This window comes from Mesorhizobium sp. M0317, assembly GCF_040321555.1.
GTDB lineage: Bacteria > Pseudomonadota > Alphaproteobacteria > Rhizobiales > Rhizobiaceae > Mesorhizobium.
This window is the reverse complement of record NZ_JAMYRV010000042.1, coordinates 12,428-35,765: the sequence shown is the minus strand read 5'-3', so window position 1 is coordinate 35,765 and position 23,338 is coordinate 12,428. Positions and strand designations below refer to the sequence as shown.

28 protein-coding genes are annotated in these 23,338 nt (G+C 63.1%); 11 read left to right on the top strand and 17 right to left on the bottom strand.

All coding sequences use genetic code 11. The annotated features are described in order from the left end of the window. The first annotated feature begins 6 nt into the window (after nt 1–6). The gene (locus NKI88_RS24570; protein WP_023668403.1) at nt 7–603 is read left to right on the top strand and encodes a GNAT family N-acetyltransferase; all 597 of its coding nucleotides are present in this window, start codon (nt 7–9) and stop codon (nt 601–603) included. Between the two features lie 3 nt (nt 604–606). Next, complete coding sequence (locus NKI88_RS24565; RefSeq protein WP_023706671.1) at nt 607–3,495, top strand: EAL domain-containing protein; 2,889 nt, start codon at nt 607–609, stop codon at nt 3,493–3,495. Between the two features lie 196 nt (nt 3,496–3,691). On the opposite strand, the gene NKI88_RS24560 is transcribed toward NKI88_RS24565, so the two are convergent. Then, nucleotides 3,692–4,300 carry a YqgE/AlgH family protein gene (locus NKI88_RS24560; RefSeq protein WP_023668405.1) on the bottom strand — a complete coding sequence of 203 codons (609 nt, stop codon included), beginning with the start codon at nt 4,298–4,300 and terminating at the stop codon, nt 3,692–3,694. 215 nt (nt 4,301–4,515) lie between these two features. Here NKI88_RS24560 and NKI88_RS24555 point away from each other — a divergent pair, with 215 nt between their 5' ends. The 3 genes from NKI88_RS24555 (at nt 4,516) to NKI88_RS24545 (ending at nt 6,480) form a co-directional block, all read left to right on the top strand. Then, nucleotides 4,516–5,322, top strand: coding sequence for a protein-disulfide reductase DsbD domain-containing protein (locus NKI88_RS24555; RefSeq protein WP_352657869.1), 807 nt, complete (start codon nt 4,516–4,518; stop codon nt 5,320–5,322). 111 nt (nt 5,323–5,433) lie between these two features. Further along, nucleotides 5,434–5,916, top strand: a complete 483-nt coding sequence (locus NKI88_RS24550; RefSeq protein WP_023668407.1) for a peroxiredoxin — start codon at nt 5,434–5,436, stop codon at nt 5,914–5,916. Nucleotides 5,917–6,000: 84 nt separating this feature from the next. Continuing rightward, complete coding sequence (locus tag NKI88_RS24545) at nt 6,001–6,480, top strand: DUF2938 domain-containing protein (RefSeq protein ID WP_352545015.1); 480 nt, start codon at nt 6,001–6,003, stop codon at nt 6,478–6,480. Nucleotides 6,481–6,543: 63 nt separating this feature from the next. Here the strand turns inward: NKI88_RS24545 and NKI88_RS24540 are convergent, their stop codons facing one another. The 13 genes from NKI88_RS24540 to coxB form a co-directional block, all read right to left on the bottom strand. Next, entirely contained in the window at nt 6,544–7,128 is a 585-nt protein-coding gene (locus tag NKI88_RS24540) for a histidine phosphatase family protein (protein WP_023727480.1), read from the bottom strand. 29 nt (nt 7,129–7,157) lie between these two features. Further along, nucleotides 7,158–7,697: a ribonuclease HI gene (gene rnhA, locus NKI88_RS24535; protein WP_023727481.1), complete on the bottom strand. Its 540-nt coding sequence runs from the start codon at nt 7,695–7,697 to the stop codon at nt 7,158–7,160. Further along, nucleotides 7,694–8,656, bottom strand: coding sequence for a homoserine kinase (locus NKI88_RS24530; protein ID WP_023727482.1), 963 nt, complete (start codon nt 8,654–8,656; stop codon nt 7,694–7,696). Before NKI88_RS24530 ends, rnhA begins: the two co-directional genes overlap by 4 nt. A 7-nt stretch (nt 8,657–8,663) precedes the next feature. Then, complete coding sequence (gene ispH / locus NKI88_RS24525; protein ID WP_023692071.1) at nt 8,664–9,674, bottom strand: 4-hydroxy-3-methylbut-2-enyl diphosphate reductase; 1,011 nt, start codon at nt 9,672–9,674, stop codon at nt 8,664–8,666. 163 nt (nt 9,675–9,837) lie between these two features. Then, on the bottom strand, nt 9,838–10,593 hold the full coding sequence (locus NKI88_RS24520) for an SURF1 family protein (RefSeq protein ID WP_023727483.1): 756 nt from the start codon (nt 10,591–10,593) through the stop codon (nt 9,838–9,840). Continuing rightward, complete coding sequence (locus NKI88_RS24515; RefSeq protein WP_023727484.1) at nt 10,590–10,976, bottom strand: DUF983 domain-containing protein; 387 nt, start codon at nt 10,974–10,976, stop codon at nt 10,590–10,592. The genes NKI88_RS24520 and NKI88_RS24515 overlap by 4 nt, the downstream gene beginning before the upstream one ends. A 13-nt stretch (nt 10,977–10,989) precedes the next feature. Beyond that, complete coding sequence (locus NKI88_RS24510) at nt 10,990–11,130, bottom strand: hypothetical protein (protein WP_023727485.1); 141 nt, start codon at nt 11,128–11,130, stop codon at nt 10,990–10,992. 76 nt (nt 11,131–11,206) lie between these two features. Beyond that, nucleotides 11,207–12,088: a cytochrome c oxidase subunit 3 gene (locus tag NKI88_RS24505; RefSeq protein WP_023668416.1), complete on the bottom strand. Its 882-nt coding sequence runs from the start codon at nt 12,086–12,088 to the stop codon at nt 11,207–11,209. A 1-nt stretch (nt 12,089) separates the two neighbouring features. Next, on the bottom strand, nt 12,090–12,716 hold the full coding sequence (locus tag NKI88_RS24500; protein WP_023727487.1) for a cytochrome c oxidase assembly protein: 627 nt from the start codon (nt 12,714–12,716) through the stop codon (nt 12,090–12,092). 8 nt (nt 12,717–12,724) lie between these two features. After that, entirely contained in the window at nt 12,725–12,880 is a 156-nt protein-coding gene (locus NKI88_RS24495; protein ID WP_023668418.1) for a cytochrome c oxidase system small membrane protein, read from the bottom strand. Beyond that, nucleotides 12,877–13,821: a heme o synthase gene (locus NKI88_RS24490; RefSeq protein WP_023668419.1), complete on the bottom strand. Its 945-nt coding sequence runs from the start codon at nt 13,819–13,821 to the stop codon at nt 12,877–12,879. The genes NKI88_RS24495 and NKI88_RS24490 overlap by 4 nt, the downstream gene beginning before the upstream one ends. A gap of 71 nt (nt 13,822–13,892) precedes the next feature. Beyond that, complete coding sequence (ctaD, locus tag NKI88_RS24485; RefSeq protein WP_023668420.1) at nt 13,893–15,545, bottom strand: cytochrome c oxidase subunit I; 1,653 nt, start codon at nt 15,543–15,545, stop codon at nt 13,893–13,895. 38 nt (nt 15,546–15,583) lie between these two features. Continuing rightward, the gene (coxB, locus tag NKI88_RS24480) at nt 15,584–16,480 is read right to left on the bottom strand and encodes a cytochrome c oxidase subunit II (RefSeq protein WP_050485823.1); all 897 of its coding nucleotides are present in this window, start codon (nt 16,478–16,480) and stop codon (nt 15,584–15,586) included. A gap of 363 nt (nt 16,481–16,843) precedes the next feature. Here coxB and NKI88_RS24475 point away from each other — a divergent pair, with 363 nt between their 5' ends. From NKI88_RS24475 to NKI88_RS24455, 5 genes are all read left to right on the top strand, one after another. After that, a complete protein-coding gene (locus NKI88_RS24475) occupies nt 16,844–17,428 on the top strand; it encodes an invasion associated locus B family protein (RefSeq protein ID WP_023668422.1) in 585 nt (194 codons plus the stop codon). 73 nt (nt 17,429–17,501) lie between these two features. Next, entirely contained in the window at nt 17,502–17,969 is a 468-nt protein-coding gene (locus tag NKI88_RS24470; RefSeq protein ID WP_352657863.1) for a YbjN domain-containing protein, read from the top strand. 210 nt (nt 17,970–18,179) lie between these two features. Beyond that, a complete protein-coding gene (gene tldD, locus NKI88_RS24465; RefSeq protein WP_352657860.1) occupies nt 18,180–19,592 on the top strand; it encodes a metalloprotease TldD in 1,413 nt (470 codons plus the stop codon). Between the two features lie 77 nt (nt 19,593–19,669). Further along, nucleotides 19,670–19,945 (top strand): AbrB/MazE/SpoVT family DNA-binding domain-containing protein, encoded by a 276-nt coding sequence (locus NKI88_RS24460; RefSeq protein WP_081732289.1) that lies wholly within the window; start codon nt 19,670–19,672, stop codon nt 19,943–19,945. Further along, entirely contained in the window at nt 19,932–20,321 is a 390-nt protein-coding gene (locus NKI88_RS24455) for a type II toxin-antitoxin system VapC family toxin (RefSeq protein ID WP_023709873.1), read from the top strand. The genes NKI88_RS24460 and NKI88_RS24455 overlap by 14 nt, the downstream gene beginning before the upstream one ends. Nucleotides 20,322–20,387: 66 nt before the next feature. Here NKI88_RS24455 and NKI88_RS24450 read toward each other — a convergent pair whose 3' ends face one another. Continuing rightward, on the bottom strand, nt 20,388–21,623 hold the full coding sequence (locus tag NKI88_RS24450; protein ID WP_352657857.1) for a class I SAM-dependent RNA methyltransferase: 1,236 nt from the start codon (nt 21,621–21,623) through the stop codon (nt 20,388–20,390). After that, complete coding sequence (locus NKI88_RS24445) at nt 21,620–22,399, bottom strand: TlyA family RNA methyltransferase (protein ID WP_352657854.1); 780 nt, start codon at nt 22,397–22,399, stop codon at nt 21,620–21,622. The genes NKI88_RS24450 and NKI88_RS24445 overlap by 4 nt, the downstream gene beginning before the upstream one ends. Nucleotides 22,400–22,545: 146 nt before the next feature. Here NKI88_RS24445 and NKI88_RS24440 point away from each other — a divergent pair, with 146 nt between their 5' ends. Continuing rightward, nucleotides 22,546–22,947, top strand: coding sequence for a GFA family protein (locus tag NKI88_RS24440; protein WP_023687142.1), 402 nt, complete (start codon nt 22,546–22,548; stop codon nt 22,945–22,947). Here the strand turns inward: NKI88_RS24440 and NKI88_RS24435 are convergent. Continuing rightward, nucleotides 22,944–23,228, bottom strand: coding sequence for a hypothetical protein (locus NKI88_RS24435; protein WP_023668429.1), 285 nt, complete (start codon nt 23,226–23,228; stop codon nt 22,944–22,946). The genes NKI88_RS24440 and NKI88_RS24435 overlap by 4 nt on opposite strands. Nucleotides 23,229–23,338 lie beyond the last annotated feature (110 nt).

The following is a 23,338-nucleotide window of genomic DNA, read 5'->3' as shown; positions in this document are numbered from 1 at the left end:
GCGCCGGTGTTCGCGCTCCCTTTCTTTCGCCGTGACCTGCCGGCACTGAAAGGCGACCGGGTCATGCTGCGCGTGCCCTACACCAACGACTATCGCGAATGGTCAGCGGTGCGCGGCGAAAGCCGTGCCTTCCTCGAACCGTGGGAGCCGCGCTGGACGCCCGATGAACTCGACCGCACCGCCTGGCGGCTGCGCATCGGCCGCTACCGCGAAGACTATGCGCAGGGGACAGCCATCGCCTTCTTCATCTTCGAGAAGGCGAGCGGCAAGCTTGCCGGCGGCATTACGCTCGGCAATATCCGCCACGGCGTCTCGCAAAGCGGCCATGTCGGGTACTGGATCGGGGAGCGGTTTGGCGGCCGCGGCCTGATGACCGACGCGGTCAAGGTGGTCTGCCGCTTCGCCTTCGATACGCTGAGGTTGCACCGGATCGAAGCTGCCTGTATTCCCGACAATGTCCGGTCGATCCGCGTGCTTGAAAAAGCCGGATTCCGGCGCGAAGGACTTCTGCGATCCTACCTCAGGATCAACGGCATCTGGCAGGACCACTACCTCTACGCCCGGATCGCGGACGATCCGCCGGGAGCTGGAACGAAGGACTGATTTTTGACGAATTTCCTGCGAAACGGGTCGCTGTTGGCCTTTGTTCTGGCGGTTGTCGTCACGCTTTGCGCGGCGCTCCCGGCCTTCGCCGTCGAACCGATCAAGATTGCCCGCGACGATGTCGCGCTCGACCTGTCGCGCGCCGTCCAGATCTACGTCAATCAGGGCGAAAACTTCCAGGTGTCGACCGCGCCCGGTCCCGACGGCATCGTGCGGCGCATCGAGGTCGAGGCCAATGACGCGCGCTCGAGCGGCGACTGGGCGGTATTCGCGCTCGCCAACACCACCGACCAGCAGCTCGACCGGCTGATCGTGGCGCCGCATTTCCGGCTGGTGAATTCCGGCATCTTCTGGCCCGATCTCGGCGCCACCCGCATCGCCGCGATCACCCCCAGCGAGGGCTTCGCGCTCGACCGGCAGTCAAGCTCCGACGCCGACGTGTTCCGGGTGACGCTGAACCCGGGAACGGTGATCACCTTCATCGCCGAACTCGCCTCGCCGAAGCTGCCGCAGGTCTATCTATGGGAGCCGGAAGCCTACAAGGACTCGGTCAATTCCTATACGCTGTTCCGCGGCATCGTCATCGGCATCGCCGGGCTGCTGGCGCTCTTCCTGACCATCCTTTTCGTCGTCAAGGGAACCTCGATGTTTCCGGCGACAGCCGCACTTGCGTGGGCGGTACTTGCCTATATCTGCGTCGATTTCGGCTTTCTAAACAAGATCATAGAGATATCGCCCGGGAACGAGCAGATGTGGCGGGCGGGAACGGAGGTGGCGCTTGCGGCGACCTTCGTGGTGTTCCTGTTCGCCTATCTCAACCTCAACCGGTGGCACGGCCATTTCAGCTATGGCGCGCTGGTCTGGATCCTCGGCCTGGTGCTGATTGCGGGTGTGGCCATCATCGATCCGGCCGTCGCCGCCGGTATTGCCCGGCTGTCCTTCGCCGCCACCGCGCTGACCGGGCTTGGCCTCATCATCCTGCTCGGTCTTCGTGGTTATGACCGTGCGATCATGCTGGTGCCCAGTTGGGTGATGGTGCTGCTATGGCTATGCGGGTCGTGGATGGCGATCACCGGCATGCTCGACAACGACATCGCCCAGCCGGCATTGGGCGGCGGGCTGATCCTGATCATCCTTTTGATCGGCTTCACCGTCATGCAGCATGCCTTTGCCGGCGGCGCGCTGCATCAGGGCCTGTTCTCCGACCTCGAACGGCAGGCGCTGGCCGTAGCCGGCTCCGGCGACACGGTGTGGGACTGGGACGTGCTGCGCGACCGCGTCGTCACCAAGCCCGACGTCAGCATCCAGCTTGGCCTCGCTCCCAACAGCCTGGGGGGTGCGGCCCGCAACTGGCTGCCGGTGCTGCATGCCGACGACCGCGACACGTTCCGCACCACGCTCGACGTGGTGCTCGAACATCGGCGCGGCCGGGTCTCGCAGAATTTCCGCCTGCGCGGCGCCGACGGGCACTACCACTGGTTCTTGCTTCGGGCGCGGCCGGTGATCGGCTCGGATGGCGAAGTGATTCGCTGCGTCGGCACCATGGTCGACGTTACCGAGCAGAAAAAGTCCGAGGAAAGGCTGCTGCACGATGCCGTTCACGACAATCTGACCGGCCTGCCCAACCGCGAACTTCTGATGAACCGGCTGGAAGCCATCATCTCGATCGCGCGCACCGAAGAGAAGGTGCGCCCCACCGTCTTCGTCATCGACATCGACCGTTTCAAGCAGGTCAATGACGGGCTTGGCATCTCGGCCGGCGACACCATCCTGCTCACCATTGCGCGCCGCTTGCACCGGCTGTTGAAACCTAAGGATTCGCTGTCGCGCTTTGCCGGTGACCAGTTCGCCCTGATGCTGCTCTCCGAACAGGAACCCTCCCGCATCGCGGCGGTGGCAGACGCCATCAAGCACGCCATCAACAACCCGATCACCTTCGCCAAGCGCGAGATCGTGCTGACCGCCTCGATCGGCCTGATCACCTGGACCTCGGCGCAGACTTCGGCAGAAGACATGGTCAAGGACGCCGAGCTTGCCATGCACCAGGCCAAGCGCTTCGGCGGCGACAGGATCGAGCCGTTCCGGCCGGCCTTCCGCACCGTCGGCACCGACCGGCTGCAATTCGAATCCGATCTGCGCCGCGCCATCGAGCGGCGCGAATTCACCCTTGCCTACCAGCCGATCGTGCGGCTGGAGGACGGCAGCATTGCCGGCTTCGAGGCGCTGCTGAGGTGGGACCATCCGCGCCGCGGCATGATCCCGCCGGGCGATTTCATCCCGGTCGCCGAAAGCTGCGGCCTGATCGTGCAGCTTGGGCTGTTTGCCATGCAGCAGGCGGCCGAAGACCTTGCCGGTTGGCAAAAGCAGATCGGCGACACGCCGCTGTCGGTGTCGGTCAATCTGTCCAGTCGCCAGCTGATCCGCCGCGACCTGGTCAGCGATGTCCGCTCGGTCATCGCCCGCGCCAATCTGAAGCCGCGCTGCTTCCGGCTCGAACTTACCGAATCGCTGGTCATGGACAATCCAGAGCAAACCTCGCATGTGCTGACCAAGCTCAAGCAGCTCGGCATCGGCCTGTCGCTGGACGATTTCGGCACCGGCTATTCCTCGCTCGCCTACCTGACCCGCTTCCCCTTCGACACCATCAAGATCGACAAGAGCTTCGTCGACGACGCGACGCCGAAGCGGGCGGTGCTGCTCAAATCCATGGTCAACATGGCGCATGAACTCGGCCTGTCGGTGGTGGCCGAGGGCATTTCCGACGAAAGCGATGCGCTGGAATTGCGCCAGATGGGCTGCGAATATGTGCAAAGCTTCATGTTCGGCGCGCCGATGCCAGGCGACCAGGTGCTGAAGGCGTTGAAAGAGCAGTACCCGATGACGCAGGCGTGATGGGTGAGGCATGCGTCGTGCAGGCGCGTGGTTACATTGGAATGAACCCCGAAAATTAGCTGAAGCGACCGCGCCTTCGTCATCCTAGGGCGAAGCAAGGAGCGCAGTGACGCGGCGCAGACCCTAGGATGACGAAAGTGGCGGGCGGCTTCGGCTAGTCGCGAAGGTTCGGCGGAACGTCGGCGAAGGCGAGGCTTCAGGCGTGCCCCGCGGCCAGGCTCAAATGCGCCAGATCAATCCCGATCGATGCCAGGATGCGGTCGTACTTCCGCTCGATGTCGGCGTCGAACAGCAGCTCCGGCGTGGCCGGACAGGTCAGCCAGCCATTCTCGGCGATCTCGGTTTCCAGCTGGCCGGCGCCCCAGCCGGAATAGCCGAGCGCCATCAATGCGCGCCGCGGGCCGCGGCCGGACGAGATGGCGCGCAATATGTCGACCGTCGCGGTCAGGCAGATATCGTCGGAGACGGTGAGCGAGGATTCCACCCGGTAGTCGCCCGAGTGCAGGACGAAGCCGCGGCTACGGTCGACGGGGCCGCCATTGCGCACGACGAAGTCGCGAGCCTGCGCCGGCAGCCTGATCGCCTCCTGCTCGTTCATGATGCCGAGCTGCACCAGAAGATCGGGAAACAGCATCTGTTGCGTCTGGTTGATGATCAGGCCCATGGCGCCTTCATCGCTGTGCGCACAGATGTAGATGACCGAGCGCGTGAAGCGATCGTCCTTCATGCCGGGCATGGCAATCAGAAACTGGTCGTCAAGAAAGCCGCGTCCACCGGCCGTCTTTTTGTGGCGCAACAAGTCCATGGACGGGAGCGTAACGCGTTTCCGGTACGCCGAAAAGATGCGCCGCGTGGGATTCGGCCAAAGCCCAATGGTTGGAACAACTGGATCTTGAGTGCGAACTTCGCTCGGCCGATTGCTTGAACCCAACTGTTCCTTGCCCGAAGGTCACGCAAATATGATACGCAGAGCGCCATGAAAACATTGCGCGGCCATGAACTGACGATCAAATCAACGCCATGCAAAGCTTGAAAATCCTGCTGCTCGGCGCCGCCATCGGATGCGGAGCAGCCCTTCCCGCCGCCGCCTCGTCTTCCGACTGGTACAACAGCGAAGGGGGCAAGGTGCGGCTGGTGACAACAGGCAAGGCCGACGAGGCCGGTTGCATACAGGGCGTTCTCGACATCGCGCTCAAGCCCGGCTGGAAGACCTATTGGCGCGATCCGGGCGACGCCGGCGTGCCGCCGCAGATCGACATTGCGGCCAGCACCAACATCACCGATGCGGCGTTTTCCTTCCCTCCGCCTCAGCGCCATGACGACGGCTACGGCAAATGGGCCGGCTACGACCATCCGGTCTCGCTGCCGGTGACGTTCACTTTGTCGTCGCCTGGGGATGCGGCCGTCATCGACGCCGACATCTTTCTTGGCATCTGCGAGACGATCTGTATTCCGGTGCAGACGCGGCTGAGCGTCAATCCCGCCGCCGATCCCGACAATGCCGAGGATGCGGCGCTGGTGAAGGCTGCACTCGCCACCTTGCCCGCGCCTGCCAAGCCCGATTTCGGGATCAAGGTGCTGCCGGGCGACCATGAGACGCTGATCGTCGAGGCGACTTTTCCCGGCGATCCGGAGGCGGCGGATTTATTCGTCGCCGGGGGACGCGATTATATGTTCGGGGCGCCTGCACGCAGCGAAAAGGACGGCCGGCTGGTATTTACCATTCCGATCCTCGACCGGCCGTCGACGACACCGACCGATGGCGAGTTGTATTACACCCTGACAAGTGCCGAAGGCGCAGTCGAGGGCGTTCTGCCGTTCCCCTGATACCGAACCCGATCAGGGCTTTCCCTTGATCCAGGCCTTGTCGGCGGTTGCGGGAGATGCCCGATTTCGCTATCGCAAGAAACCTTCCCTGCTTTTCACACGAGGACCATCATGACGATTGCCGTTGGCGACAAACTGCCCGATGCGACCTTCAAGGAAATGACCGCCGACGGCGCCAAGGTGATCACCTCGGCCGAGATTTTCGCGGGCAAGAAGGTCGTGCTGTTCGGCGTTCCAGGCGCCTTCACGCCGACCTGCAGCAACAATCATCTGCCGGGCTATCTCGAGAACCACGATGCCATCCTGGCCCGCGGCGTCGACACCATCGCCGTCGTGTCCGTCAACGATGTCCATGTCATGGGCGCCTGGGCGAATTTCACCGGCGGTCAAGGCAAGATCCTCTATCTCGCCGACGGCAATGGCGACTTCGCCAAGTCGATCGGCCTCGACTCCGACTATTCCAGCGGCGGCATGGGATTGCGCTCGAAGCGCTTCTCGATGATCGTCGACAACGGCAAGGTCACGGCGCTCAATGTCGAGACCAAGCCAGGAGTCGACACGTCGGGTGCCGCTCACATTCTGAGCCAGCTCTAAACCGCGGCCGCCTCGGCTCATGAGCGCCATGGCCTGACGACCACGCGCTTCCGGCCGGATTGCCTGCTTTGGGGGACATCGACGATGTTTGACATCATCTGGCGCAGCATTGCGATCGGCATCGGCGCCACCGTGCTGATGGATCTTTGGGCGCTGTTCCTGCATCTGGCGCTCAGTCAGCCGCGACCGAACTGGGGGCCGCCCGGCCGCTGGGTCTGGCACCTTAGGGAAGGCAAGGTTTTCCACGACGATATCGCCCAAGCAGCACCCTATGCGCATGAGCAGGCGCTGGGCTGGGCTTTCCACTATGTCACCGGCATCGTCTACGGCTTCATCCTGGTGGCGCTGGTGGGCACGGCATGGCTGGACGCACCGACCTTTCTGCCGGCCTTCATCCTCGGCATGGTCACCATCAGCGCCGGCTGGTTCCTGCTAGCGCCGGGCATGGGCGCCGGCTGGGCTGCCTCAAAGCGCCCCAACGCGATGCAGATCCGCGCCTTCAACGTGATCTCGCACACGGTGTTCGCGCTCGGCCTCTACGGCACGGCCCTGCTGATCCGCTGAGGACAGGTTCTATTCGCGCGGCTTCATCGCGGCAACGGTATCGATGATCTCCTGACATCCGCTTTAGCGCGGCGCCAGACTAGCTATCGGCCGCCAGCCGTGGACGACGCGGCGCGTGCCGACATCATAGGCGAAGTAATTACCACCGCCGGCCGGCTGATCCGCCTCGCGGCTGATTGCGCGGCCGCTGAGCGAGAGCAGCAAGAGCGTTCCTACGCCGCCATGGCCGACGAAGGCAATGTCGCCGCCATCCGCAGCACCCAGCACCGTTTCGACCTCGCTGACAATGCGTTGTTGGGCATCGATGGCCCGCTCCCAGCCGCGGATGCTTTTGTGCGGGTTGGCGAAGAACTGGTCGGCGACCGCCTCGAACTCCGGCGGCGGCAGGAAGCCGGTTGCCGACCGATCGTTCTCGTGCATGCGCTCCCGCACCTCGACCGCGAGGCCGAGGTGTTTGCCAAGGATCTCGGCGGTTTCGATCGCCTTGCGTTCGGCCGACGAGACGACCCGCCGGATCGACCCGACCCATGGCTGCTCGAGCATGGCTGATGCTCGAGCCCGTCCGATCTCGGACAGCCCCCAGTGCGGCACGGGAACGTTGGCATCGATCTGAACCTGGGGATGGGCGATGTAGTATACGATCGGCATGAGTGAGGTCTCCTGCCGGTAGCTTGAGCTCAATAGCTCTGGGTCGAGCGCCGTGCCCGTGGCGCCGCAGGCTGCTTCTCGGATGCCGCCGGCTTCAGCGCCGCTTTCGGCGCCGCAGGTTTGGCTGAGCCCCTCTTGAACGGCGCCATGCCTTCCCTTGCGAGTTCGTCGGCGCGTTCGTTCTCGGTGTGGCCGGCATGGCCCTTGACCCAGTTCCAGGTCACCTTGTGGCGCCGATTGGCCTCATCCAGCGCCTGCCACAGTTCACCGTTCTTGACCGGCTTCTTGTCAGCGGTCTTCCAGCCGTTTTTCTTCCAGCCGTGGATCCATTTGGAGATACCGTCCATGACATATTTGCTGTCGGTGTGAAGCTCGACGGCGCACGGCTCCTTCAGCGCATTCAGCGCCGAGATGGCGGCCAGCAGCTCCATGCGGTTATTGGTCGTCTCGGCCTCGCCGCCCGACAATTCCCTGGTCTTGCCGTTGAAGCGCAGGATGGCGCCCCAGCCGCCGGGACCGGGATTGCCCGAGCAGGCACCGTCGGTGAAGATTTCAACCTGCTTGGTCATGTCAGTCCGTATTCCGAAGGCGACTTGATCGCGCGGTGGAAGCGCATGCGGCGGATATATTCGGTCGGATCGCGCTTCATGACCAGCCCGCCCTCGGGAACGGTCAGCCAGTCATAGAGCCGAGTCAGCATAAAGCGCAGCGCCGAGCCGCGCGAAAGCATCGGCAGCGCTGCTTTCTCGCCATCGCTCAAAGGCCGCACGCTCTGATAGCCGGCCAGCAGCGCCGTGCCTTTGGTCAGGTTGAAGGAGAAATCCTTCTCGAAACACCAGGCGTTGAGACAGGTGGCGACGTCATAGGCGTAGAGGTCGTGGCAGGCGAAATAGAAGTCGATGAGGCCGGACAGTTTCTCGCCGAGGAAGAAGACATTGTCGGGAAACAGATCGGCATGGATGATGCCTGCCGGCAGGCCCTGCGGCCAATGGCGTTCGAAATCCGCGAAATCCGCGTCGACCTCGGCGGCCAGTCCCGGCTCGACCTCGTCGGCTCGGTCGCGCGAGGCATTCCAGAGTTTGCGCCAGCCCTCGATGGCCAGTGCGTTGTCACGCGTCATCGCAAAATCCTGCCCGGCCAAATGCAGTGCGGCGAGGGACTTGCCGACCTCCGCGCAATGCGCCGCTGTCGGCCGCCGCAGCGACAGGCCTTCGAGGAAGGTGATGATGACCGCGGGCCGGCCGGCCAGCGTGCCGATGACGGTGCCGTCATGCGCGGTCACCGGCAGCGGACAGGAAATGCCTTTGCGGGCGAGATGGCCCATCAGGCCGAGGAAGAACGGCAGGTCGGCCTTGTCGACGCGCTTCTCGTAGAGCGTCAGTATGTAAGAGCCGCTTGAGGTGTGCAGCAGGAAATTCGAATTCTCCGTGCCTTCGGCGATACCCTTGTAGGACAAGAGTTCGCCGACTGGATATGCCCTCAGGAACGCGCCGAGTTCGCCCTCATTGACGTCGGTGTAGACCGCCATGGCCTGTTCACGCGGCTCCGTTGACGAAGGCCATGTCGGCCCGCGTCAGTTCTACATCGCGCAGAACCCGCATGACTGGAAAATCCTCCGTTTCGGTGGCCGTGATCGCCAGGTCGATGTTCACCTCGAAGCGCTGGCGGAAGGCGTCGATGATCTCGTCGACGATGATCTCCGGCGCCGACGCGCCGGCAGACAGGCCGAGCGTCGAGATATTTGTGATGTCATTCCACGGAATTTCGGCGGCGCGCTGTACGAGAAGCGACATGGTGGCGCCGGCGCGCTCCGCCACTTCGACAAGACGGCGCGAATTGGAGGAATTGGGCGCACCGACGATCAGATAGAGATCGGCGCCGGCGGCGGTTTCCTTGACCGCTTCCTGGCGGTTGGTGGTGGCGTAGCAGATCGATTCGGCGGCCGGTGCATGCAGTTGCGGGAAGCGCTCCTGCAGCACCCGCAATATGCCGGCAGTGTCTTCGACCGACAACGTTGTCTGGCTTACGAAGCCGAGCGCTTCCGGGTCGGCGGGGGCAAAGGTCCCAGCGTCGGCTTCGGTCTCGATCAGCGTGACGGCGCCTTCAGCCAGTTGGCCCATGGTGCCGATCACTTCGGGATGGCCGGCATGGCCGATCAGAAGCACATGGCGGCCGAGCCGCTGATGGCGCATCGCCTGCTTGTGCACCTTGGACACCAGCGGGCAGGTGGCGTCGAGATAGAAGAGCTCGCGTGCCTTGGCGTCGGCCGGCACCGATTTCGGCACGCCGTGGGCCGAGAAGACAACCGGCGACTTGCGGTGCTCGGCCGGGATTTCCGAGAGTTCCTCGATGAAAACCGCGCCAAGGCTTTGCAGGCCCTCGACGACATAGCGGTTGTGCACGATCTCGTGGCGGACATAGACCGGCGCGCCGTATTTCTTCAACGCCAGCACGACGATCTGGATCGCGCGGTCGACACCGGCGCAAAAGCCGCGCGGCTGGCAGAGCCGGATCGTCAGCGGTGGTTTTGTGGCGGTCTGCAGCATGATTCCAGATCGGTTGATCGTATCGTGACGCGAAATGAGGTGTGCACCCCTGCCCTGTCAAGGGCAGTTGAGATCAGGTTGAATGGTCAACCTGATCTAACTCTTTGTTGGAGCATGATCTTGTCCGAAAACCGGTTCCCACTTTTCGGGATGATGCTCTGGATCATTCAGTCTTTGCCGGGCGGCGCAGCCTGATGATCAGAACCGCGGCAAGAGCCGCCGCCAGGCCATACCAGGTGAAGGCATATTGCAGATGAGAGTTCGGCAGGTCGATGATGGTGACGCCGCCGACCGGCAGCCCGCCCGGGTTCGGCGTCTTGTCGGCGTCGATGAAGATCGGCACCAGCACGGCGCCGGCCGGCAGGCCGGCACTCGCCGCCATGACATCACGATCCTTCCAGTAGAAGATGTTCTTGGCCACGTCATTGTCGGGCAGCATCATCGACGGCTTGCCCGGCAGCGGGTTGCGCGCCAGGCCGGTGACCGTGACCTTGCCGGTCACCTGCCCTTGCGGCCGCTTGGCGGCATCCTTGAGATCATAGGGAACGAAGCCGCGGTTGATCAGGATATAGCGGCCATCGTCGAGGGCCAGCGGGGTGTAGACGTTGAAGCCGGCGTCGCCGTCCCAGGTGGCGTAGAAATGCCGCTCGCCGGAGTGCAGGAACGTCCCGCTGACGGTGACCGGCGTGTAGTCGACATCACCGGTTGCGGCGAATTCCTTCTCGACGTCCGCCAGCGGCTGCGGCGCTGAATGGGTGCGCTGGTCGATGGTCTGCAGAAGGGCTTCCTTCCAGTACAGGCGCTGCACCTGCCATGTGCCAAGCCCGAGCAGGATGACGAACACCACCAGGCCGAGGCCGAGCAGCAATGCCGTCTTCGGCCGCGAGCGGCCGGCGGGCTTGGTCAGTGCCTCGTTCATTGCCCCTGGTCCAGGCGGCCTTCGGCCGCCTTGTTGGCGTATTGAAGCGTCAGCAGCACCCCCTTGATCAGCCTCAGCGCCGTCAGGCACAGCGCCACGGCCAGCGGTATCCAGATGATGAAATGCAGCCACAGCGGCGGGCTCAGCTTCACCTCCACCCACAGCGCCAGCCCAACGACGATGAAGCCGATGATCAGGATGACGAACACCGCCGGGCCGTCGCCGGCATCGGCGTAGGAATAGTCGAGGCCGCAATTGTTGCAGCGCTTGCCGACGGCGAGGAAGCCGGAAAACAGCCGTCCTTCGCCGCAGCGCGGGCAGCGTCCGTGCAGGCCGGCCGAGATCGGCTCGATGGGTGGCCAGATCGCCCTGTCTTCACTCATGGATAGTCATGCTTTATGGCTCGATTTCGATCAGCGTTCCATCCGGCACCATAGTCCAGATTTCGTCCATGTCGCAGTCGGTAACCCCAATGCAGCCATCGGCCCAGTCGACCAATTGAAGCAGCCAGCCCGACCAGCCGAATCCGTTGGCCATTGATGGGCGCCGAAAAGAAGAAAGGCGACCGCGTTGCCGCGACCGCCCTTCTGATTTGTCGGTTCGGTGAAAGCCGTCAGTGGCCTTCGATCACCGCGCCGACCGATCCCCAGACGTAGATCGATGCGAACAGGAACAGCCAGACCACGTCGACGAAGTGCCAGTACCAGGCAGCCGCCTCGAAGCCGAAATGCTGCTTGGGCGTGAAGTCGCCTTTCCAGGCGCGGATCAGGCAGACCAGCAGGAAGATGGTGCCGATGATGACGTGGAAGCCATGGAAGCCGGTCGCCATGAAGAAGGTGGCGCCGTAGATGGAATCCTTGAAGCCGAACGGAGCGTGCATGTACTCGTAGGCCTGCACCATGGTGAACAGCATGCCGAGGCCGACGGTCAGCACCAGGCCGTTGATCAGGCCCTTGCGGTCGCCATGGATGAGCGAATGGTGCGCCCATGTCACCGTGGTGCCCGACAGAAGCAGGATGATGGTGTTGTAGAGCGGCAGATGGAACGGATCGAGGACTTCGAGACCCTTCGGCGGCCAGACGCCGCCAGTGAAAGCGGTGCGGGCGTAATTCTGCACTTCGCTCGGAAACAGGCTGGCATCGAAATAGGCCCAGAACCAGGCAACGAAGAACATCACTTCCGAAGCGATGAACATGATCATGCCGTAGCGCAGATGCAGCGACACGACGCGCGTATGGTGGCCCTCATGCGCTTCCTTGATGGTGTCCGACCACCAGGCAAACATCGTGTAGAGGACGATGACCAGGCCGATGAAGAACAGCCACGGATTGGCGATGTTGTGGCCGAAAATTGGAAAATCGCCGTTCTTGAGATACTGCATCAGGGCGACGCCGCCGACTGCAGTCACCAGCGCGCCGATCGACCCCAGGAAGGGCCACGGGCTCGGGTTGACGAGATGGTAGTCGTGTTGTGGTTTTGCGTGCGCGTCTGCCATATCAACCCCCGAGATTTGCTTCGGTATCTGAAACTTTGCTGCTGCTGTTCGGCGTCGATGACGCCACCGGCTTGTTCTTTTGGACCGGGAACATGGTGTAGGACAGGGTGATCGTCTTCAAGTCCTTCAGTTCCGGCACGTTGACGATATCGGGATCCACATAGAACACGACCGGCATGTCCAGCGTCTCGCCGGGCTTCAGCGTCGTGTCGGTGAAGCAGAAACACTCGACCTTGTTGAAGTAGGGGCCCGCCAGTTCCGGCTGCACGTTGAAGGTGGCGCGGCCGGTAACGGCGCGGTCGAACTTGTTGGTGGCGCTGTAATGCGCCTGCGTGGTCTCGCCGATCTTGATGGTGACCGAGCGGGCGACCGGCTGGAACTGCCAGGGAATGCCGTTGGTGTTGGCGTCGAAGCGCACGGTGATGTCGCGGTCGAGGATGCGGCCGGCATATTGCTTTTCGGCGCGCTGCGTCGTGCCGCCATAGCCGGTGGCCTGGCAGAACATCTTGTAGAGCGGCACCGCGGCGTAGGCCATCCCGATCATGCCGCCGAAAAAGGCGACGCAGACGGCGGCGACGACGCGGTTGGTGTTCTTCTTCCTGGGATCGGTCACGGTCTGGCGGGTCATCATCGGCCTCATCCGGTATGGCCGAATTTCACGATGGTCGCGACGTAGAAGATGACGACCAGAATCGCCAGCGCGACGCCGATCGCCGCCGAACGGTTGCGCCGCGCCTTCTTCTGGCTTTCGGTCAGCGTGACCAGTTCAAGCTTCTTGTCGATCATGGTCATGCTCCACCGATGGCCAAAGCGCGACCGACGACACAGTCGGCAAGATAGATGGCGAAGATGGCGAAGAGGTAGAGCAGCGAATAGGCGAACAGAGCCTTGGCCGGCTTCATGACGCGGTCGCTATCGGTCATGCACAGCACTTTCCAGGCATACCAGACGAAGCCGGCGCCGAGAGCCACTGATGCGACGCCATAGAAGGCGGTAGTGAAACCGAGCACCCAGGGCAGCACGCCGATCGGCGCCAGGATCAGGGCGTAGGCAAAGATCTGGCGGCGGGTCGAGGCCTGGCCGGCAACGTTCGGCATCATCGGGATGCCGGCCTTGGCGTAGTCGTCGGACTTGAACAGCGCCAGCGCCCAGAAGTGCGGCGGCGTCCACAGGAAGATGATCAGGAACAGGACGAGGCTTTCCAGGCTCACCGTTCCGGTCACCGCGGCCCAGCCGATGACCGGCGGGATGGCGCCGGCGGCGCCGCCGATGACGATGTTCTGCGGCGTCGAGCGCTTCAGCCACATCGTGTAGACGACGGCGTAGAAGAAGATGGTGAAGGCAAGCAGCGCCGCCGACAGCCAGTTGACCAGCACGCCCAGCGTCATCACCGACAGCACCGAAAGCACAAGGCCGAAGCTCAGGGCTTCGCCGGGCAGGATGCGGCCGGAGGGTACCGGGCGGCCGGCGGTCCGGCTCATTACTGCGTCGATGTCGGCGTCGTACCACATGTTGAGCGCACCAGAGGCGCCGGCGCCGATGGCAATGGCCAGGATGGCGATCACCGCCAGCAGCGGGTTGATGGTCACGGGTGCAGCGACCATGCCGACAAAGGCCGTGAACACCACCAGCGACATGACGCGCGGCTTCAGCAGGGCGAAGAAATCGCCCGACGTGGCTTCCGACATGCGAAAGCCCGCTTCGTCAATCATTGGGTCGTCGACAAGGGCCATGCGTACATAAGTCCAATCATTCCGTTGGCCGAAAACCGCCGGCGGGCCGGCGGTTTCGTATTCGGGCTGCCTTACTTGATCTTCGGCAGTTGTTCCCACTGGTGGAAGGGCGGCGGCGAAGGCAGCTGCCATTCGAGCGTCGTTGCACCCTCGCCCCACGGATTGGCGCCGGCGACGCGCTTCTTCTGGAAGGCCTCGAACACGCCATAGAGGAAGATCACCACGCCGACGGCCGATATATAGGAGCCGTAGGACGACACCATGTTCCAGCCGGCGAACGCGTCGGGATAGTCGATGGTGCGGCGCGGCATACCGGCGAGGCCGAGGAAATGCTGCGGGAAGAAGATCAAATTGACGCCGACGAAGGTGACCCAGAAGTGGGTGTTGGCGATCACCGGCGAGTACATATAGCCGGTCATCTTGGGGAACCAGTAGTACCAGCCGGCGAAGATGGCGAAGACCGCGCCAAGCGACAGCACATAGTGGAAGTGGGCAATGACGAAATAGGTGTCATGCAGCGAGCGGTCGAGGCCCGCATTGGCGAGCTGGACGCCGGTGACACCGCCGACCGTGAACAGGAAGATGAAGCCCAGCGCCCACAGCATCGGCGTCTTGAACGAGATCGAGCCGCCCCACATCGTCGCGATCCAGGAGAAGATCTTCACGCCTGTCGGCACGGCGATGACCATGGTGGCAAAGACGAAATAGCGCTGCGTGTCGAGCGACAGGCCGGTCGTGTACATGTGGTGCGCCCAGACGATGAAGCCGACGGCGCCGATCGCGACCATGGCGTAGGCCATGCCGAGATAGCCGAACACCGGCTTCTTCGAGAAGGTCGAGACGATGTGGCTGATGATGCCGAAGCCCGGCAGGATCAGGATGTAAACTTCGGGGTGACCAAAGAACCAGAACAGATGCTGGAACAGGATCGGATCCCCGCCGCCATCCGGGGCGAAGAAGGTGGTGCCGAAATTGCGGTCGGTAAGCAGCATGGTGATGCCACCGGCCAGAACCGGAAGCGACAAGAGCAGCAGGAAGGCGGTGATCAGAACCGACCAGGCAAATAGCGGCATTTTGTGCAGCGTCATGCCCGGCGCGCGCATGTTGAAAATGGTGGTGATGAAGTTGATGGCGCCGAGGATCGAGGACGCGCCGGCAATGTGGATCGACAGGATCGCCAGATCCATGGCCGGCCCGGGCTGGCCGGAGGTCGACAGCGGCGGATAGAGCGTCCAGCCGCCGCCAACGCCATAGGCGCCGGGCGCGCTCGGCATGAAAGCCGAAGCGATGAGCAGCAGGAAGGCCGGCGGCAGCAGCCAGAACGAGATGTTGTTCATGCGCGGGAAGGCCATGTCGGGGGCGCCGATCATGATCGGCACCATCCAGTTGGCGAAGCCGCCGATCAGCGCCGGCATGACCATGAAGAAGATCATGATCAGCGCGTGCGCGGTGCCAAAGGCGTTGTACATGCTCTTGCCGCCGTCGATGGCGGCATCGCCGTTCATGCCGTAGACCATCTGCGCCAGACCGGTGAAGATCTGGATGCCCGGCTCCTGCAGCTCCATGCGGATGACGACCGAAAGCGCGCCGCCGACGATGCCCGCGAAGATCGCAAAGATCAGGTAGAGCGTGCCGATGTCCTTGTGGTTGGTGGAGTACACCCACCGGACCCAGCCATGATAGGGCTTGTGGTCGTGGTCGTCGTGAGCTGCAGCTTCTGCCATGGTCGGCTCCGTTCCCTAATTCTTGCTAACCCGCGGCATCAATTGCCGGCGGCCGCTACCTTGTTGGTACCGTCGACCTCGGCCATCAGCGCCTTGTTGGCGCCGGGGAGGTCGGTCTTGGCTGCTGCCAGCCAGGTCTTGTACTGCGCATCGGATACGACGCGGACGGCGATCGGCATGAAGGCATGGTCCTTGCCGCAGAGCTGCGAGCACTGGCCGTAATAGATGCCTTCCTTTTCCGCCTTGAACCACGTCTCGTTGGTGCGGCCGGGAACCGCGTCCATCTTGATGCCGAAGGCCGGAACGGCAAAGGAATGGATCACGTCGGCTGCGGTAACCAGGACGCGCGTCATGGTGTTGACCGGCACGACCAGCTCGTTGTCGACCGCCAGCAGGCGCGGATAGACCTTGCGGTCTTCCTTGCCGATCGCGGCTCGGTCGGCGTCCTGCAGGATGGCCGAGTTGAAGGAGAGCGTGTTCTCGGTCTGGTACTCATAGTCCCAGTTCCACTGATTGCCCGTTACCTTGACGGTCAGCTTGGCCTCTTCCGGCGGCGTGTACTGCGCCGTCAGCAGTTGGAACGAGGGAATGGCGATGAACAGCAGGACGACGACCGGCCCGACTGTCCAGATGATCTCGATCAGCGTGTTGTGACTGGTCTTTGACGGAACCGGGTTTTTGCTGGCGCGGAACCTGAAGATGCACCAGGCGAGAAGCGCCAGAACCAAAGCAGTGATCGGGACGACGAACCACATCGTGTAGTTCCCGAACCACTCGATCTGCCGCATCATGTCTGTCGCCGGCGGCTGAAAAGTCATCTCCCACGGCTGCGGCTGGGCCGCATGGGCGGAGGCACCGGCGAAAAATGCGGCGGCGGCGCCTGCCGTTGCCATCAATTTGGCGCTTGCTGGGAATTTTCTCATCGCCCTCTTCATCTCCCGGTTCCTCGCGATCGCGACGCAAGAATATCGAACAATGCCGGGATGGGAATCCCGGACAGTCCCAAGGGTGGTTCAAACCATACTCTATTTCCCTCCGCAAGAAAGGAGCGGGCGAAACCGTGCGGCATTTTTGCGCGCAAGTGCTGCCGCGCTGTTTCGACGGCCTCGTGGCCCGCGCGGGTCGTCGACAGACAGGCTATGCGGGCTTGTCTCCGGAATGCGCCCGACGGTCGCAATTCGGGCGAATTTGCTAGGGAAAAGCGCATTATTGCGCCTGCCGGGGCTGACCGGCGGTCGCCCTATCCTTTACTTGGCCTTGGCGCGGCTTAAAGTGCCGTGATTCGCAATGGAGCCGTCATGACCTCTTGGCTTTCGAGAAACGCCTGGCATTCGAAGAGCGCCTGGCATTCGAAAAGCGCTTGGCTTTCGAGAAGCGGGGCGAAGGTCGTTTTTCTCGCCGCCCTGATCGGTATCGGCTCGTCCGCAACCGGCGTCGCCAATGCAGCGCAGCCCAGCGGCACGGTCAAGTCAACGCATGGCGCGTGGTCGATCATCTGCGACACGCCGGCCGGCGCCACCTCGGAACAATGCGTGATGATGCAGAACGTCGTTGCCGAGGATCGCCCGGAAATGGGACTGTCCGTCGTCGTCCTGCGCACCGCCGACAACAAGGCTGAGATCCTGCGCGTGCTGGCGCCGCTCGGCGTTTTGCTGCCCAATGGCCTGGGCCTCAATGTCGACGGCAAGGATATCGGCCGCGCCTATTTCGTGCGCTGCTTCCAGGACGGCTGCTATGCCGAGGTCATTCTCGAAAAGCCGCTGCTCGATACGCTGAAGACCGGGACGTCGGCCACCTTCATCGTCTTCCAGACGCCGGAAGAAGGCATCGGCATCCCTGTCGACCTCAAGGGCTTCGCCGACGGTTTTGCCGCCCTGCCCTGAGCTTGATGCTTGCGAAACCATCTTTCCTGACGCACAATTCCCACGGGTTTGATCTTTGGCTGTGGGGGTCATCATGCGTGCTTGTTCTGTGCTTTTGTCGACCGGTCTGATCCTGACCGGCGCCGTTTCCGTCGCCTTTGCCGAGGATACCGAAATCATCACGGCGCCCGATCCGGCCGTCATTTTCGAACTTGCGAAAGGCTATGGCTCGGCAAAGATGGACAAGGACGACGGCGGCGATCCGATGGTCTCGGGCCGGCTTCAGGGCATGAAATATGTCATTTACTTCTATGGCTGCGAAAACCATGAGAAGTGCAAGTCGATCCAGTTCTCCTCGGGCTATACCGACCCCTTCACGGCCGACCAGGCCAATGAATGGAACAAGAAATACCGCTGGGTGAAGGCCTTTTCGGGTGACGGGTCGAACTTCAAGATGGATGTCATGTTCAGGGGCGGGGTTACCCGCTCCTACCTCGAAGAGCAGTTCTCGAACTGGGATTCCATGACCAGCGACATCAAATCGTTCGTGGACGAGAAGTAGAGCCCTAAAGCGCGTCGCGCTGAAACGGATTCATACGACGCGCTTTAGGTCTTTGTTTGATGCATGTCGTTATCCCAGAACCGCGGCACACTTCTGGGCGACATGCATTAGCGTTCCACTGTCCGGCTGCGGATCGTCATTGCGGATTGTGCAGGCGCGTCTTCGCGCCTACATCGTGGCAACACCATTCCTCCTGTGAGCGGACCTGCCATGAACAGCCTGACCGGCCAATTCGACATTTCAGATGATCGCATCAAGCGGATCGTCGCCGACACACTGAACGGCGCCGATGACGGCGAACTCTTCCTCGAATACAGCGAGAGCGAAGCGCTGATGTTCGACAATGGCAGGCTGAAGACCGCCAATTTCAACACCGACCAGGGTTTTGGCCTGCGCGCCGTGGCCGGCGAGGCCAGCGGCTACGCCCATTCCAGCGATCTTTCGGAGGCGTCGCTGCTGCGCGCCGCCGACGCGGTCTCGACCGTCAAGGGCGGCTATTCCGGCACGCTTGCCGCGGCACCCGCGCGCACCAACCGCCATCTCTATGGCGAGGAGAACCCGATCCCCTCGCCTTCCTTCGAGGTCAAGGCCAAGCTGTTGCAGGAGATCGACGCATGGCTGCGTGCCGAGGACCCGCGCGTGCGCCAGGTGACGGCCTCGCTCGCGGCGTCCTGGCAGCATGTCGAGATCGTGCGCGCCGACGGCCAGATCGTGCGCGACATCCGCCCGCTGGTCCGCATCAACGTTTCCGTCGTCGTAGGGGACGGCGACCGCCAGGAAAGCGGCTCCTATGGCATGGGCGGGCGCAAGGCGTTCGGCGAGTTCCTGGTCGAGGACGCCTGGAAGCATGCGGCCAGGGAGGCGCTCAGGCAGGCGCTGGTCAATCTCGAAGCCATTCCCGCGCCGGCCGGAACGTTCGACATCGTTTTGTCCAGCGGCTGGCCGGGCGTCATGCTGCATGAGGCTGTCGGCCACGGGCTGGAAGGCGACTTCAACCGCAAGAAGACGTCCGCCTTCGCCGGCCTGCTGGGCCAGCAGGTGGCGGCCAAGGGCGTTACCGTGGTCGATGACGGCACCATGCCGGAGCGCCGAGGTTCGCTGACCGTCGACGATGAAGGCACGCCTTCGGCCCGCAATGTGCTGATCGAGGACGGCAAGCTTGTCGGCTACATGCAGGACCGCCAGAACGCCCGGCTGATGGGCATGAAAGCCACGGGAAACGGCCGGCGCGAAGGCTATGCGCACCAGCCGATGCCGCGCATGACCAACACCTATATGACGGCGGGCGACATGGAGCCGGACGAGATCATCGCCTCGGTCAAGACCGGCATCTATGCCGTATCCTTCGGCGGCGGCCAGGTCGACATCACCTCAGGCAAGTTCGTGTTCGGCTGCACCGAGGCCTACATGATCGAGAACGGCAAGGTGACGCAGCCGATAAAGGGCGCCATGCTGATCGGCAACGGACCGGACGCCATGCACCGTGTGTCTATGATCGGCAACGACATGAAGCTCGACACCGGCATCGGCATGTGCGGCAAGGCCGGACAAGGCGTGCCGGTCGGCGTCGGCCAGCCGCATCTCAGGATGAACCAGATGACGGTCGGCGGCACCAGGGTTTGAGGATACGAATCCGGTCGGCTTGAATACCTTCCGCGATAGGGCTATCTTACGTTCGTCTTACGCAAAGGTCCTTCGCGATGGCTGCGACCGAAAAACTTATAACGACCGTCTCGACCAAGGGACAAGTCATCCTGCCCAGCGCTATCCGCAAACGGAGGGACTGGGGCGCGGGCACGCGCCTGCAGGTCGAAGACACACCGGACGGTGTACTTTTGAGACCGGCGCCTGCCTTTGCCCCGACACGACCAGAAGATGTCTTTGGTGTCCTGCCGCACAGTGGCAGACCGAAGACCTTGGAGGAGATGGACGCGGCCGTCCTTGCTGAAGCACGGCGGCGCCATGCTCGCGATTGATACCAACGTTGTCGTCAGGTATCTGACGAACGACGATCCCGAGCAGTCCCCGCGAGCCCGGCGGCTGATCGACGGTCAGCCCGTTTTCGTCGCCGTCACGGTGATCCTGGAGGCTGAGTGGGTGCTGCGCAGCGGCTATGGTTATGATCAGGCCTCGATCGTCAATGCACTGCGGGTGTTCGGCGGGCTTCCCACTATCGAGATAGAGGATGCTGCGATGGTCTCTTCCGCGGTCGATCTAGCCGAGACGGGAATGGATTTCGCCGATGCGCTCCATCTGGGCAAGTCCTCGCACTGCTCAGCATTTGTGTCCTTCGACCGTAAGTTCATCAAGGCCGCACAAGCGGCCGGGTACGAAAGCGTTCGCGAAGGCTAGTTTGCCAGCCGGCTACGTCTTGCGGGGGGCGGCAAACTCAAGCACGGCCTTGTGAAAATCGGCGGATTAACGTCGCCGTTTCGGCTTCTCCAGCAGCGCCACGGCCTCGACATGCGGCGACCACAGGAACTGGTCGATGGGCGTGACGCTCTTCAAGATGTAGCCGCCGTCGATCAGGATGCGCAGGTCGCGTGCCAGCGTCACCGGATTGCAGGAGACGGCGGCGACGAACGGCACATCCGAGCGGGCGATCTGCTTCGACTGGTCCTCGGCGCCGGCGCGCGGCGGGTCGAAGACGACGCCATCGAAAGCATTCAGCTCCTTGAACGTCAGCGGCCGCCGGAACAGGTCGCGGCGTTCGGCGGTTACCCGCTTCAGGCCGGTGGCGAAGCGCGATCCGCGGTCGAGCGCCGAAAGGGCTGCCGCGTCGCCTTCGACCGCGTGGACTTCGGATTTGGCCGCCAGCCGAAGCGCAAAGCTGCCGCAGCCGGCGAAAAGATCCGCGACTTTCCTGGCCCGCTTCAGATGTCCGCCAACGAGATCGGCCATCGTCTGTTCGGCGGCTTGCGTTGCCTGCAGGAAGGCGCCAGGCGGTATGGCGACAGCGACGGTGCCGAACATGACCACCGGCTTTTTCGGCTCGATGACAATCTCGTCGTCGATCGAAAGCCGGGCAAAGCCATTGGCCATGATGAAGTTGGAGGCGACCCGGCGCTGGTTCTCGCCCAGCTTGCCCGACTCATAGACAGCGACGTCAAGCCCCGAGCCCGTCACAGTGACCGCCATCCGGAACGATTTGGTGGTGGCGCAAACCAGGTCGGCGACCGACCTCAAGCGATCGAGCGCGGCAACGATCTCCGGCAGCGAGATCGGACATTCCTCGATGGGGATGATTTCCGGCGACAGATGGCGATGGAAGCCAAGCAGCATGCCTGTGTCGGCGCGCCTGGCGGCAAGCAGGACGCGGCGGCGTGTGTGTGGCGCACACGGCACCAGGGCGCCGATGTCGCCGGCAATGCCTTTCAAGGCATGCACGACCTTGTCGCGTTTCCATTGCTGGTAAGCGTCGGCTTGCAGATGCTGGACGGCGCAGCCGCCACATTCGGTGAAATGCCGGCAGGCCGGATCGATACGCAGCGGCGACGTCTCCAATACCGCCATCAGCATGGCGCGATCCCTCTCGCGCGCGGCGGTGACGGTCTCGCCGGGCAGGGTGAAGGGAATGAACAGCTCGCCGGTTTCCGTCTCGGCGACGCCGTCGCCCTGCGAACCCAGTCTCTTGATGGTGAAGCCCGTGCTCATCGGTCCTTGGTCCCGGCATCCTTGATCCCGGCAAGCAGGAATTCGCGGTTGCCGTCGCCGCCTTCGATCGGCGACATGTGCAGACCCAATGTACGCCAGCCAGGGACGCCTTCGAGCCATTCCTGCAGCAAGCCGGCCACACGGGCGGCGTCATAAGGGTCTTTCAACAGACCGCCCTTGCCGATTGCCTCGCGGCCGGCCTCGAATTGCGGCTTGACCAGAAACACCGCACGAGCGCCGTCCCGTGCCAATGCCAACGCCGGTGGCATCGCCAGTTTCAACGAGATGAAGCTGACGTCGGAGACGATGAAATCCGGGATGCGGCCGCCGAGATCGGCAGCCGTGAGCTCGCGAGCGTTGAGGCCCTCGATCACGGTGACGCGCGGGTCGGACGAGACACCAGGATGCATCTGGCCGTGGCCGACATCGATGGCAGTGACATGGGCCGCGCCGCGTTCGAGCAGCACCTGGGTGAAGCCGCCTGTCGAGGCGCCGATATCGAGAGCTTCACTACCCGCAGGATCGAGACCGAAATGGTCGAGCCCGGCGATCAGCTTCAGCGCCGCGCGTGAGACATAACCCTGCGCCGGATCGTCGATGACGATGAGACAGTGCGGCAGAACCATCTGGCCGGGCTTGCGGGCGACCACGCCGTCGACCGTCACGGTGCCGCGCTCGACCGCGTCGCGGGCGCGCGAGCGGCTCGCAAACAGGCCGCGCTGGACGAGCAATTCGTCGAGCCGCTGGCGTGTGCTGGCTGGCAGAGGGGAGTTCATCGGCCTTCATGGCGAAAGCCGGCCGCGAAGGCAAGGACATTGGCATGGGAGGACGTCGAGACCCGGGCCGCAAGCCAGTCCGCCCGGTTGAATATCGCAGCCAGTCCGGCAAGATGTAGAGGCTCAGGCAATGCGGAGGAAGACGAATGCTGACGGGAACCTGCCATTGCGGCGCCGCCCACTGGACCCTGGAAGGCGATCCCGGCCCGATCACGGCCTGCAATTGCACGCTTTGCCGCCGCTATGGCACGCTCTGGGCCTATGACTTTGTCGACGAGCGTATCCGGCTTGCGGGGCCTGTGCAGTCCTACACCCGCGCTGGCAAGGAGACGCCGTCGCTGGAAATTCTGTTTTGCCCGACATGTGCCTGTGTGCTTGCCTGGCGCGGTTTGCGCCGCAGCGACAGCGGCCGCACGCGTATCGCCGTCAATGTCAGGCTGGCACCGCCGGAGGCGGTCGCCGACCTGCCGATCGACCATTTCGACGGGCTGGACACTTATGACGACCTGCCGCGCGATGGGCGCTGCGTGCGCGATATGTGGTTTTAGAAGATCGTCCGTGAGACCTGCCGTTCAACGGCCGGCATCAGGCCGTCGCTTCCGTCATCTGAAGCCTGCTTGCGCGGGCGCTCGACAGCAACGACTGGTGCGTCCGGCACGACGACAAGCTGCGGCACCTGCTTGTAGGAAAAAGCGCCCCTGATATCGCCCATCTTGCGGGCGACGATGCCTGCCACCGCCTGTTCAAGCTTGCGGTCATAGCGCGTCTCGGCCATAGCCGGCGCGGCGATGACGGCCAAAAGGGCCGCGCCGCACAGAAGCGTTCGCATTGTTTTTAACTCCCTGCCTGGAGGCAGTTCTAGCAGGGCGGCGTTGAAAAACGGCCAAAAGAGACGGTAAGCGAAACGCCAAAGAGAAGCGTTAACAAAGTGTTAGGCTT

What these genes read in the sequence shown, in the direction of transcription:
- NKI88_RS24435 (WP_023668429.1), bottom strand. Translation starts at nt 23,228, where the DNA reads ATGCGAACGCTTCTGTGCGGCGCGGCCCTTTTGGCCGTCATCGCCGCG.
- NKI88_RS24490 (WP_023668419.1), bottom strand. Translation starts at nt 13,821, where the DNA reads ATGGCCCTTGTCGACGACCCAATGATTGACGAAGCGGGCTTTCGCATG.
- NKI88_RS24470 (WP_352657863.1), top strand. Translation starts at nt 17,502, where the DNA reads ATGCGTGCTTGTTCTGTGCTTTTGTCGACCGGTCTGATCCTGACCGGC.
- NKI88_RS24455 (WP_023709873.1), top strand. Translation starts at nt 19,932, where the DNA reads ATGCTCGCGATTGATACCAACGTTGTCGTCAGGTATCTGACGAACGAC.
- rnhA (WP_023727481.1), bottom strand. Translation starts at nt 7,697, where the DNA reads ATGACCAAGCAGGTTGAAATCTTCACCGACGGTGCCTGCTCGGGCAAT.
- NKI88_RS24505 (WP_023668416.1), bottom strand. Translation starts at nt 12,088, where the DNA reads ATGGCAGACGCGCACGCAAAACCACAACACGACTACCATCTCGTCAAC.
- NKI88_RS24550 (WP_023668407.1), top strand. Translation starts at nt 5,434, where the DNA reads ATGACGATTGCCGTTGGCGACAAACTGCCCGATGCGACCTTCAAGGAA.
- NKI88_RS24445 (WP_352657854.1), bottom strand. Translation starts at nt 22,399, where the DNA reads ATGAACTCCCCTCTGCCAGCCAGCACACGCCAGCGGCTCGACGAATTG.
- NKI88_RS24520 (WP_023727483.1), bottom strand. Translation starts at nt 10,593, where the DNA reads ATGAACGAGGCACTGACCAAGCCCGCCGGCCGCTCGCGGCCGAAGACG.
- NKI88_RS24540 (WP_023727480.1), bottom strand. Translation starts at nt 7,128, where the DNA reads ATGCCGATCGTATACTACATCGCCCATCCCCAGGTTCAGATCGATGCC.
- NKI88_RS24450 (WP_352657857.1), bottom strand. Translation starts at nt 21,623, where the DNA reads ATGAGCACGGGCTTCACCATCAAGAGACTGGGTTCGCAGGGCGACGGC.
- NKI88_RS24460 (WP_081732289.1), top strand. Translation starts at nt 19,670, where the DNA reads ATGGCTGCGACCGAAAAACTTATAACGACCGTCTCGACCAAGGGACAA.
- NKI88_RS24515 (WP_023727484.1), bottom strand. Translation starts at nt 10,976, where the DNA reads ATGAGTGAAGACAGGGCGATCTGGCCACCCATCGAGCCGATCTCGGCC.
- NKI88_RS24560 (WP_023668405.1), bottom strand. Translation starts at nt 4,300, where the DNA reads ATGGACTTGTTGCGCCACAAAAAGACGGCCGGTGGACGCGGCTTTCTT.
- NKI88_RS24440 (WP_023687142.1), top strand. Translation starts at nt 22,546, where the DNA reads ATGCTGACGGGAACCTGCCATTGCGGCGCCGCCCACTGGACCCTGGAA.
- coxB (WP_050485823.1), bottom strand. Translation starts at nt 16,480, where the DNA reads ATGAAGAGGGCGATGAGAAAATTCCCAGCAAGCGCCAAATTGATGGCA.
- NKI88_RS24500 (WP_023727487.1), bottom strand. Translation starts at nt 12,716, where the DNA reads ATGACCCGCCAGACCGTGACCGATCCCAGGAAGAAGAACACCAACCGC.
- tldD (WP_352657860.1), top strand. Translation starts at nt 18,180, where the DNA reads ATGAACAGCCTGACCGGCCAATTCGACATTTCAGATGATCGCATCAAG.
- NKI88_RS24530 (WP_023727482.1), bottom strand. Translation starts at nt 8,656, where the DNA reads ATGGCGGTCTACACCGACGTCAATGAGGGCGAACTCGGCGCGTTCCTG.
- NKI88_RS24555 (WP_352657869.1), top strand. Translation starts at nt 4,516, where the DNA reads ATGCAAAGCTTGAAAATCCTGCTGCTCGGCGCCGCCATCGGATGCGGA.
- NKI88_RS24495 (WP_023668418.1), bottom strand. Translation starts at nt 12,880, where the DNA reads ATGACCATGATCGACAAGAAGCTTGAACTGGTCACGCTGACCGAAAGC.
- ispH (WP_023692071.1), bottom strand. Translation starts at nt 9,674, where the DNA reads ATGCTGCAGACCGCCACAAAACCACCGCTGACGATCCGGCTCTGCCAG.
- NKI88_RS24545 (WP_352545015.1), top strand. Translation starts at nt 6,001, where the DNA reads ATGTTTGACATCATCTGGCGCAGCATTGCGATCGGCATCGGCGCCACC.
- NKI88_RS24475 (WP_023668422.1), top strand. Translation starts at nt 16,844, where the DNA reads ATGACCTCTTGGCTTTCGAGAAACGCCTGGCATTCGAAGAGCGCCTGG.
- NKI88_RS24510 (WP_023727485.1), bottom strand. Translation starts at nt 11,130, where the DNA reads ATGGCCAACGGATTCGGCTGGTCGGGCTGGCTGCTTCAATTGGTCGAC.
- ctaD (WP_023668420.1), bottom strand. Translation starts at nt 15,545, where the DNA reads ATGGCAGAAGCTGCAGCTCACGACGACCACGACCACAAGCCCTATCAT.